Consider the following 11,116-nt stretch of genomic DNA (forward strand, 5'->3'; position numbering starts at 1 on the left):
TGTTTTATGGGCGGTGTTTTTTTTTGTGGTTGGCTGGCTTTCTTTAGTTTTTTTTAATAGAGAGTATCGTTCAATGATTGGTGATAACGAATTAAGCTTTTTGCTATACGGTGCAGGAGCATTGTTCTTGCTCGGCATCGTACTGTCATACTTGGCTCGTTCAAAAGGTTCTTCAGGTGACGATACTGCTCAGAAGCTTGAAAAGGCTCTACCAGGTGCTCAATGCGCCCAATGTGGCTACCCTGGTTGCCGCGCCTACGCTGAGGCCATGGCCAACGGCACCGCACCATGTAACAAGTGCACCCCAGGAGGTCAGGACACCGTCGACACTCTTGCTGAGATCTTAGGTGTATCTGTTCCTACTGATGAATCTGATGATGCTATCTTTACCCCACGTACAGTAGCCATCATCCACGAGAGCTTATGTACTGGTTGTACTAAGTGTGCTCGTCACTGCCCTGTTGATGCGATTAAGGGAAAAGCTAAAGTGGTTCACTCCATCATTGAAAACGAATGCATTGGCTGCGCAGAATGCGTCAACAAATGCCCTGTTGACTGTATCGAAATGGTCCGTCTTGAGCCTACTACCGCCAACTTCAATTGGGAGTTGGAATCCATACGCTTCAAAGGAAATTAGTCATGCCTTTTTCTAAGCAATTAGACAAAATCCTGCGTGGTAAGCTCTGGAGCTTCTTCGGCGGAATTAAAACCAATGAGCGTAAATCAACCTCTGATTGCGCCATTGAAGAGATCGATATCCCATCCTTAATTACCTTGCCTTTAGAGCGTCACTTAGGCGAGGGCGGTGAGATCTTGGTTAAAACTGGCGATCACGTTAAAGCTGGTCAGCCATTAACTCGTCCAGGTGGCAATCGTAATGTGCCACTGCATGCATCTACCTCAGGTGAGATCACCAGTATCTCCATGCAGGTATTGCCACACCCTTCAGGTTTTGCCGGTCGTTGCATTACCATCAAGCCAGACGGCTTAGATGAGAAAGTACCAGACGAGCCAATGTTAGATTGGGAAAACAAGACTCCACAAGAGCTTTTAGAGCGCATTCGCTCTTTTGGCGTTGAGGGTCTTGGTGGTGCTCAATTCCAAACTGCAGCCAAGATCGGTGCAGCGGTTGAGGATGCAAAGGGCGATTGCAATATCTTTATCGTCAATGGTGCTGAGTGCGAACCAGTAGCCACATGCGACGATCGTCTGATGCAAGAAAAGGCTGCCGATATTGCCAAGGGTATCGAGGTAGTTCGTAAGATCCTCAATCCTAAGGTCACCATTGTCGCTATTGAGGACAATAAGCCTAAGGCCATTGATGCTATGAAGGCAGCTGTTGCCGATGACGTTATGGTAAGAGTTATTCCAACCCTCTATCCATCTGGCGCAGCCCGTAACTTAATTAAGATCTGTACTGGCATTGAGATCCCATACTCTGAACACACCTCAGAGTGCGGTATTGTGGTTGATAACGTTGAGACTGTTTATGCGATTAAGCAGGCCGTTATCGACGGTGTGCCACTCATTAAGCGCGTGATTACCGTTGATGGCAAGACTTTAGGCCGTACTGGTAATGCTTTAGTGCGCTTAGGCACCTCAGTTAGATTTGTGCTCAACGCCTATAAGCTCAACCCTGAAAGAAGACAGCGTATCATCTTGGGTGGTCCACTGATGGGCTTTACTCTCCCATCTATCGACGTACCAATTACTAAGAGTGCTACCTGCGTCTTTGTACCTTCAGTTAAAGAAATTGAAGAGCAGCCTGAGGCCATGAACTGCATTCGTTGTGGTCGTTGTGCTCGTGTGTGCCCAAGCCGTCTTACTCCATACCATCTGTATGCCTTATCTCGTGCTGGTCAACATAAGAAGATCAAGAGCTGTGGCATGCTCGATTGTACCGAGTGCGGTTGCTGCTCTTATGTTTGCCCATCACGCATTCCTTTAACTGCTCAATTCCGTAAGGAAATGGCAATCCTGCACTTGCTCGATGATAACCAAAAGCGTAATCAGCGTGCCCAAGAGCGTATTGCAGTACGTAATGAGCGTATTGCCAAGGAAGAAGAGCAACGTCGTAAGCGTCGTGAGGCTGCTTTAGCTCGTGCTGCTGCACAAAAGGATAATGACGCTAATGCAAGTGATGATGAGATCGCACAAAAGCGTGCTGCCGCCGTAGCTGCTGCCCGTGAAAGAGCCGCTGCAAAGAGAGCTGCAGCAGCTGCAAACAATGCAACTAATCCATATCTGAACAATCAGAGCACTGCATCTGACGAAAGTCAGTCTAAGCATGTAGTAAACCCAGTTACTACCTTAGCTACTAACAGTATTGATAGCAGCGCAGCTCCAGCGCTTAAGATTAGCTCCATTAAGTCACCAATTGAGGTTACTAAGACCGACAAGAGTGACAAGAGCTCAACTAAAGATAGCTTAAACATCAGCTTGACTAAGAGTGCAGTTGATAATAACAAGAGCACTACAGATAGCGACTCTGTTCAAAGTGGCAAGGCTAAGGCCAGTGCCATGATGAGTCAGACTAAGGATGGCATGCTCTACGCTGCCATGATGGCACAAGATACTGCAGCATCACGTTCTGATAGCGGTCGTTCTTCACAAAGACTGTCTGATGAATCAGTAACCATTGCAAACGCCTCAACCTCTGTCTTAAGTAAGCTTAGCCGCAATGACAAGGAAGAGGCTGAAGCTGACGTTGAGGTTGCTAAAGAAGCACCTCAAATCGATCAAGATAAGGTAGTACCGTTTGCTATCCGTCGTGCTGCTGTTACTAAGCATGCTGAGCCTCTTATTCACTACCCTGCTCCTGAAAATCAGGATCCTGACGTACGTAAGGTTGAAAACCCTCCTGCAGAAGGTGTTTACATCCCAGAGAGCCGTCCACGTGCTAAGAAGTACTTGACCGCACCTGAGGAGCGAAAGCAAGAGGAGATGAAGATTCCAACTGCTCTGCGTCGTAAGGATTTACCACCACCTGACAGTGAGCAATCTTCAGAAGATAACAGCTCTAAGGACTAGTAAGTACTAGCCTTAATTTGCAAGAGAGCAAGTCTTGGTATAAAAGAGGCTTGCTTGATTAGATAAGCACAGTGTAGCGATGTGAACAAAGATAGTTGCCTTGTAAGGAATGTAGCTATCTTAATTAACTCAAGCTATACGCAGTTCCCTGAAAACAGGATTAACCAATGCAAATTTCTGTTCAAAGTGCGAAGCAAAACTTAGGCATCGAGCCTGCACCGCACTTGCACTGCCAAATGAGCACCACCCGCATCATGATGACTGTGATTGTGTCACTGATTCCTGCGGTGGGTGTTATGACCTACTTCTTTGGCAGCGGTACGCTTATTCAATTCATTATCGCCAGCATCACAGCAATTGCTTGCCAGGTGCTGACAGCTCTCATGCGTAACCGCCGAATTAAGCATGTATTTAGAGATCCATCAGGTGTTGTAACTGCACTTTTACTGGCGCTTACACTGCCACCACTGCTGCCTTGGTACTTTACTGTTATGGCAACTGCTTTTGCTATGTTGCTAGTACGTGAGTGCTTTGGTGGTCTGGGCATGAACATCTTCAATCCAGCCATGTCTGGATTTATCTTCTTGGTGATCTCTGCCCCTGGCATCTTCTACAGCACTTGGGTTTCCCCAACCCCTGGCGCTATGTATGTAGCCACTCCATCGCGTACTTTAGATGTGGTCTTTGCTGGTGCTGATCCTCAGGTACTGATTAAAGAGATCAAAGATCTCAACCGCCAAAACGAGTACGAAGTTTCGCACTCTATGGCCCAGATCTCTCAAGACCTTGCTCAAGCTGAAGAACAAAAGCAAAAAGAAACAGCCGCAGCCGCATCTGATGCCTATGCCGATAAGATCGCCGCACCACATTCTAACGGTCACGACTCTACCGAGCCAAACAACGAAAACACCTCACTTGCAGATGAAGCAACTGCCGCAGCCGACACTGACTCAACTGAGGCTAATGTAGAGACCACTGCCGACACTGAGTCAACTGAGGCAGATGTGACCACCACTGCAGATGAAGCTGCTACTACAGAAGACACAGCCACTGCAAATGACGTTGCTGCTTCTCAAGAAACTGCCGCCCCTGTACAAGAGGCAGCTACAGAAGATAACGCTGCATCTGATGAAACAGTAAGCACTCACGATGAAGCTGCTAACGATGCAGCCGTGGATGCTAGCGCAGCTGAGGGCAATGAGACTGCAAAGGATGAGTCAAAGTTAGAGGCAACTAGCGCTGAAGTTCAGATCGCTAAAGCTAATGATGTTGCTAAGGACGTTGCTACAGCCAAGAACGAAAACGCCGCTAAGGTTGGTCAATCTGTGCACATGCAAGATGAGATCATTGCTAACGCCCATGACACTAGCAATGAGCTGATGATTCGTGAGCAAGAGCGTCTGCAAGAGCAAGCTACTATTGCCATTGAAGGCCGCTTTACTGCTGATGCACTCACTGGCGCTACCTTCTTAGAGAGCATCAAGACTTCACGAAAGGCAGAAACTGTTGAGAGCGTACCTCACGTTGACTTTACCGGCCCTAGCTTCATGGCTTATGCCTGGCTTGGTGGTGCCTACGTTCTTGGTGGCCTTATCTTAATTTTCACTGGCTGTATCCGCTTCCAAGTGCCTTTAGCCTTCTTGGGCGCAGTGGCAGCAACTGCCGCTATTTGGCATCACTATGATCCAGCCTTATCTATTACTACTGTAGAACACTTACTCATGGGCGGTACCATGTTAGGTGCTTTCTACATCATCACTGATCCAGTTACTACCTGTGGCACCTTTAAAGGACGCATTATTCTCTCTGCATTTATTGGTGTCTTAGCTGTAATCATGCGTATCAATGGTAGCTACTCAGACTCTATTGCCTTTGCTGTTATGCTGGGCAACTGTTTAGCCCCACTCATGGATGTTATGACCAAGCGTCGTCCATTTGGTATTGGATATCGCACAGGAGGTCTTGATTAACCATGTTTAACTCACAACCAAACGCCCGCGCCATCTTCTCCGGCATTAGCTTAGCGGTAATTGCCGTGTTATGTACCGCTGGTGTGCTCTATGTTCAGGCTGATACTGAAGAACATATCCAAGCTAATCGCGTACGCTATGAGCAAGAGTTAGTTAACAAGATGCTGCCTAATGCTCAGAAAGAGGCAACAGGCAAGATCACTTACCGTTGCAAGCTTATTTCTGACAAGCTCATTGGTAAGAACATGCGTGCTTATATTGCGCAAGATGAAACTGGCAAGGTACTTGGCTATATCTCCAACTACTCCACCAATCGTGGATACTCTAATCCACTCATCATGATTGGCGCTGTAGATAGCAATATGCGCATTAGCAAAATTGACTTTATGGTCTCCAAAGAGACCCCTGGTATTGGTGACAAGCTTGATCGCAAGAAAGGAACCTACCTTGATATGTATGACAATCTAAGCATCGATGATGCAAAGTGGGACGTGAAAAAGTTTGGTGGTGATTTTGACTACATCACCGGCGCTACAGTTACCTCGAGAGCGGTTGCTTTAGCCACTCACGATTTTCTCAAGGCCATGCAAAAGATTGACTTTGAGTCACTCAAAGATTGCAAGCCAAGCAATTAATCATATTTGCCAAAGAATTAAAGCTTCAGGCACCGTCAACACGGTGCCTCAACAAAAGAGACCATATGAATACAAGTAGCTACAAATAGCTGCTAGCAACAGTCTCTAAGAGATTCAAACTATGAAAGATCACATTGAAGTTGAAGGCAAATTACAGCCTGATGCCCCAGTGCAAAAGCAAATCTCGCTGTGGGAGATCTTTATCAAAGGAATTTGGAAAGATAACCCAGGTCTTTGCCAGCTTTTAGGTATGTGCCCACTGCTTGCTGTAACCACCTCAGCTGCTAATGCCTTAGGCTTAGGTATAGCTACTATCTTAGTTATGGTACTAAGCTCTATGGTTATCTCCATCATCCGTAAGGTAGTGGTACAAGAGATTCGTATCCCAATCTATGTAGTGGTGATCGCCTCTTTAGTAACTGCAGTTCGCTTTGAGATTGAGGCCCACTTCCCTGAGCTTTATCAGCAGCTTGGCATCTACTTAGCCCTGATTGTTACTAACTGTATCATCATGGGTCGCGCTGAGGCCTTTGCTGGCAAGAATAATCTCTTACGCTCCACCGTTGATGCCATTGCTTGCGGTATCGGCTTTACCTTAGTTCTTTTTGCGCTTGGTGCTATTCGTGAGATCTTAGGTAGCGGCACCCTCTTTGTTGGTGCGGCTGACTTACTTGGTCCATGGGCAAAAGATCTTGAAGTACACCTTTACAACCAAGACTTCTCAGTGCTGATCGCTATTTTGCCTCCTGGTGGCTTTTTTGTTTTAGCTTTCTTAATTGCTGGCAAGAACTACCTTGACACCAGATCAGAGCGTATTGCTAAAAAGAAGGCACGCATCAGATCAGTCAACATCTAATACCTTGGCATTAATGCATAGTATCTAATGCGTTGGTACCCAACTTAGCATCTAATGTGTTGGGACCTTGCTTAGCATCTAATGCGTTGGCACCCACCTTAGCATATAAGGTTGCCACATAAACACTCTTCTAAATGCCGCTTTAATAGCGGCATTTTGCTATCCACACCACTAAGACCAACATAATCTAATCTTTTCCTCACCATAGTCTTAGCAACAGCATGCTCTTGGCACTAAGCTCATATCAAATACAAAATCTAACAAACACTGATTTAAAAGTGTTGTCATACAATTACAAAAAAGTTAACAAAACTATCAACTACCGCAAAAACCCATAGCGTGCTTACTAATGAGAGTTGTTGTGGCAAAAACCATCACATTTGCAGAAAGTCTTTTTGCACTCGATAATCATTATCATTTTATTTTCGTACAATGTGCACACGATCAAACTTTGATAGTTTAATCGCAGTGGCAAAAATGGTATGTCATACAAATAGCATATTCTTGTAGATAGTATGGTTAGCAACAGCTAATCATATTCATTCAAACCATCTACGTGCCATTAAAGTACCGATCTAAACTACTGATCCCGAAACATATGGCGCTGCTTTTACCATCGGGTTTTCAGGCTGGAGAATACCATTATATGGTTCAGACAAAGACTCTTATCGGCTCGCTATTAGTACTCCTTGCTCTGGGTACTGTATACGCTTGGTCATTATTCAACCTACCTCTTAGTCAAAAGTACAACCTTGATATCGACGTAATCGCATTTACTTTCGGTATCATGACCCTCTTTCTCGCCGTAGGCTCCCTGTGCTCTGGCTTCTTAAAGCTGCGCATTGGTATGACCAACGTAGTTGCATTAAGTGCAGTGTGCTGTGGTCTTGGTTTACTCGGTGCTGCTTTTGCTCCAAACGTTATCGTTCTATATGTTTGCGCAGGTGCACTGCTTGGCTTTGGTGATGGCCTTGGCTATATGCTGGTGTTAACTAACTGCGTTAAGTTTTTCCCAAAGCATAAGGGTTTAGTATCAGCCCTGTGTATCGGTGCTTATGGTTTAGGCTCTCTGCTCTTTAAGACCATTGATAGCTACATGCTCACTAACTACACTCTTGAGACTGCCGTTCTTAACTGGGGCGTCATCATGACTGCAGTAGTAACCTTAGGTGCTATCTTAATATACGATGCCATGAAGTATATTAACACCTCCTCTTCTGCAGCATCTAAGCGTGAATACGACCTGCATTCAGCTATCAGAACTCTGCCATACTGGCTCTTATCAATCATGTTCTTTATTGACTGCATGGTAGGCCTGTACATCATTGGTGTGGCCTCAAACTTAGGTACTGCACTGCTTGATATGAGCTTATCTGACGCAGCCACTGCAGTTTCAGTAGTTGCCATTTCTAACATTGCTGGCCGTCTTATCATGGGCGCACTTTCTGACAAGATGCCACGTATCCGCCTGATTACCTTTGATCAGATCTTGTCATTAGTTGCTACCGTAATGTTAGTAGCTATTCCTTTAAACTCTACTCTGTTCTTTACCGCAATCGCTCTGATCGCCTTCTCATTTGGCGGTACTTTAACTATCTACCCATCTATCATTAGCGATTACTTCGGTATTAGAAATCTTGCTAAGAACTATGGCCTGCTCTATTTAGGCTTCGGTATCGGCTCTCTCTTTGGTTACGTTGTTGCCTACATCTTCGGTTCATACAATATGACCTTCATTCTGATGTCAGGCATGATCATCGTAGCTATCGTTGCCTCTTTAATGGTTAAGCTACCTGCTGAGCTTGCCGAGAGCCACAAGGAACTCGTAAGAACCAATAAGATTCGTACCGCAGAGGAAGCCGCATCTGCAGCTGCTGCCGCTTGGAAGATCGCCTCTAATGCCTTTGAGGCTCCATCCTGCCCTGTTACCTTAGGTAAGGGCCACTCATCCAATCCAGCCGATGCAAAGGAAGATAGCAAGACTGCAGCTACTCCAGCAGAGACTACAGCCGCTCAAGAGACCAAAGCTGCAAGCTCTGAAAGCAAGACCGACGATCTCACCGTAGAGTCTTTAAACAATTCAAACACTCAGGCAGCAGAGAACACTACCTCTTCAAAGCCTGCATCTAAGATCTAAAGAAACACATACTATTAGATAACCCCATTTGAAAGGCAGCTTCGGCTGCCTTTTTCATATCCCACGATCCTCCCTCACGCTCTCATCTCGCGATCTCAACCAACGTTCTCACCAAGTGCACTCAACAAACGATCCCACCTCAAGATCTCATCTTTCGTTCTCAACCCATGATCCCTAGCCCTGATCTTTACTTACAAACCACCAAAAAATAACAGCCATTTAAACAACTTTTGATCGCTCATAAAGCCTTATACAACAAGGCTTGCCGCTAATTTAACCTCTCAAAATTTTCTTTGCCCAGGCGGCAAAAAACGGCCAAGAACTCTATACACTACACAATCAAATTTTCACATCATAGGCTATTACAAACTCCTTTGTACACCAGACTTAACAGTAATGCCATAAATAAAACCGCATTTACAAGCCAACCATAAACAAAACCTAATTAATTCTTAATAAATATTTTCTGTAAATGGCACACCCGTTGCTCAATACAGGTCATACAGCAAACGCTCAGGAGAGCATGTTGATTTTTATTCGAGCTATCAGCTCGAATCAGTTAAGAATTTTCGAGGTTTTACTCATGTTTGGCATTTCAGTCAGCGGTATTAAGAACTCACAGAAGCACATTGATGTGACTTCCAACAATATCGCCAATACCAATTCTTACGGCTTCAAGAAGTCACGTGCTGAGTTTGCTGATGTATACGCAAACAGCGTATTTACTAATTCCAAGACAAACTCCGGCATGGGTGTACAGAACACTGTAGTTTCCCAGCAGTTTGCTCAAGGCGCTCTGTCAGGTGACACTGGTAATCCACTGGATATGGCTATCCAGGGTAACGGCTTCTTCGTACTTGAAGGCCCAGGCTCTAACGCACAGACTTTCACCCGTAATGGTGCTTTCCAGATTAACAAGGAAGGCTTCGTAGTTACCGCTATGGGCGACTACCTCCAGGGTTGGGATGTTAACCCTGATGGTACTACCACCTCTTTAGATCTGAGCAACACTCACAACATTCAGCTCCCTGCTGATACTGGTGCGCCTCAGATGTCCACCAACATCTCCATCGGCGTGAACCTGCCTGCAGATAAGGACAACATTAAGCCTAATATGCCGGCAAATGACCCATGGACCAATACAGCTTTTGACAAAAAATATACTGATAACCCACAGTTCGGTATCCCTCGTGCCGAAGATGGCAAAATACCAGCAAACGCAGCTGATGCTAAGTTTACTCAGTACTTTACAGACTTCGATCCAAAGAATGCAAGTACCTATACAGCATCTACTTCACAGACTATCCACGACTCATTAGGCCGTGCCCACACCTTAACTTACTACATGCTCAAGATGGGCCCTGAGACTGACAAGTCCAACAATAATGTTTGGACTGTAATTCCTTTTGTTGACGGCAAGCCTGTTGATATTGCAACTCAAGGCGCTGGTGCTGATAAGCAATTCCCAACATTAATAAGCGTTCCAGAAAGCTCAAAATCATCTGTTGCAGGCGCTAATTACTTTGGCTTCAAGTGTACATTCTTACCAAATGGTGAGATGAAGAGCACAATCCCAGGCAAGCTTGAATTATGTAATCCTGATGCAGCAAATGCAGCAACAATGGGCAACAGTCTGCGTGAGCAGTTATTTGGCCCTCCAGGTGTTGCCAATCAGAACGGTAGTTTAGGCGCTAATGTCTTCGACCTTACATTTGAAAATAGACCAACTGCAGGTCAGCAGAAAGACTCTATTTATGAAGGTCTTGACGGCTCTTTACATACTTCATTAGGTCAGGGCATTGATCCAGTTCAGAAGTTAAACATCCAGTTCAGTGCTAGTCAGTACGGTTCATCTAACTTCTCCGTAAGTCAGGCTCCAACCAACGACGGCTATGCAACTGGTATTCTCATCGGTATGTCTGTTGATGAGAACGGCATTATTCAGTGCGAGTACTCAAATGGCCAGGTTAAGAACATTGCTAAGGTTGCCATGGCAGACTTTGCTAATCAGCAGGGCTTAACCAAGATTGGTGACACTCAGTGGAAGCAGTCTAATGCATCCGGCGAGGCTATCGCTAAGGAAGCTAACTCAGGTTCAGCTGGCTCCATTAAGGGCTCAAACCTCGAGCTTTCAAACGTTGACCTGACCAACGAGTTAGTTGAACTTATCACTGCTCAGCGTAACTATCAGGCTAATGCACAGTCTCTGCAGACTCAGAACACTGTAATGGATAGCATCCTGAATATTCGCTAATAATTAAGATTTTCCGAACATAACTTAACGCCGGGCATTGCCCGGCGTTCTTGTTTGTGGCATATGAATTGCTTTTATAGTTTCAGGAATGAAAGCCAGTTTAGACTATGTCATCATGACTAATATACTTATCTAGACTGCACAATTTGGAGCTAATGTCATGTTCGGAATTTCAGTTAGCGGTATTAAGAACTCCCAGAAGCACATTGATGTGACTTCTAATAACATATCTAA

The 11,116-nt window shown here is 45.3% G+C and carries 7 protein-coding genes; all 7 read left to right on the forward strand.

Annotated elements, in window-relative coordinates:
- The first annotated feature begins 127 nt into the window (after nucleotides 1-127).
- On the forward strand, nucleotides 128-637 hold the full coding sequence (locus RDO37_RS05860) for an RnfABCDGE type electron transport complex subunit B (RefSeq protein WP_169726153.1): 510 nt from the start codon (nucleotides 128-130) through the stop codon (nucleotides 635-637).
- A 2-nt stretch (nucleotides 638-639) separates the two neighbouring features.
- On the forward strand, nucleotides 640-3,030 hold the full coding sequence (gene rsxC, locus RDO37_RS05865; RefSeq protein WP_308498425.1) for an electron transport complex subunit RsxC: 2,391 nt from the start codon (nucleotides 640-642) through the stop codon (nucleotides 3,028-3,030).
- 167 nt (nucleotides 3,031-3,197) lie between these two features.
- Entirely contained in the window at nucleotides 3,198-5,000 is a 1,803-nt protein-coding gene (locus tag RDO37_RS05870) for an RnfABCDGE type electron transport complex subunit D (protein WP_308498426.1), read from the forward strand.
- A gap of 2 nt (nucleotides 5,001-5,002) precedes the next feature.
- The gene (locus RDO37_RS05875) at nucleotides 5,003-5,635 is read left to right on the forward strand and encodes an RnfABCDGE type electron transport complex subunit G (RefSeq protein WP_027940262.1); all 633 of its coding nucleotides are present in this window, start codon (nucleotides 5,003-5,005) and stop codon (nucleotides 5,633-5,635) included.
- Nucleotides 5,636-5,756: 121 nt separating this feature from the next.
- Nucleotides 5,757-6,491 (forward strand): electron transport complex subunit E, encoded by a 735-nt coding sequence (locus tag RDO37_RS05880; RefSeq protein WP_281709524.1) that lies wholly within the window; start codon nucleotides 5,757-5,759, stop codon nucleotides 6,489-6,491.
- A gap of 646 nt (nucleotides 6,492-7,137) precedes the next feature.
- The gene (locus tag RDO37_RS05885; RefSeq protein WP_308498427.1) at nucleotides 7,138-8,628 is read left to right on the forward strand and encodes an OFA family MFS transporter; all 1,491 of its coding nucleotides are present in this window, start codon (nucleotides 7,138-7,140) and stop codon (nucleotides 8,626-8,628) included.
- Between the two features lie 583 nt (nucleotides 8,629-9,211).
- Nucleotides 9,212-10,882 carry a flagellar hook protein FlgE gene (locus tag RDO37_RS05890; protein ID WP_308498428.1) on the forward strand — a complete coding sequence of 557 codons (1,671 nt, stop codon included), beginning with the start codon at nucleotides 9,212-9,214 and terminating at the stop codon, nucleotides 10,880-10,882.
- Nucleotides 10,883-11,116: the final 234 nt, after the last annotated feature.

It is taken from the genome of uncultured Anaerobiospirillum sp. (assembly GCF_902485895.1).
Lineage (GTDB): Bacteria > Pseudomonadota > Gammaproteobacteria > Enterobacterales > Succinivibrionaceae > Anaerobiospirillum > Anaerobiospirillum succiniciproducens.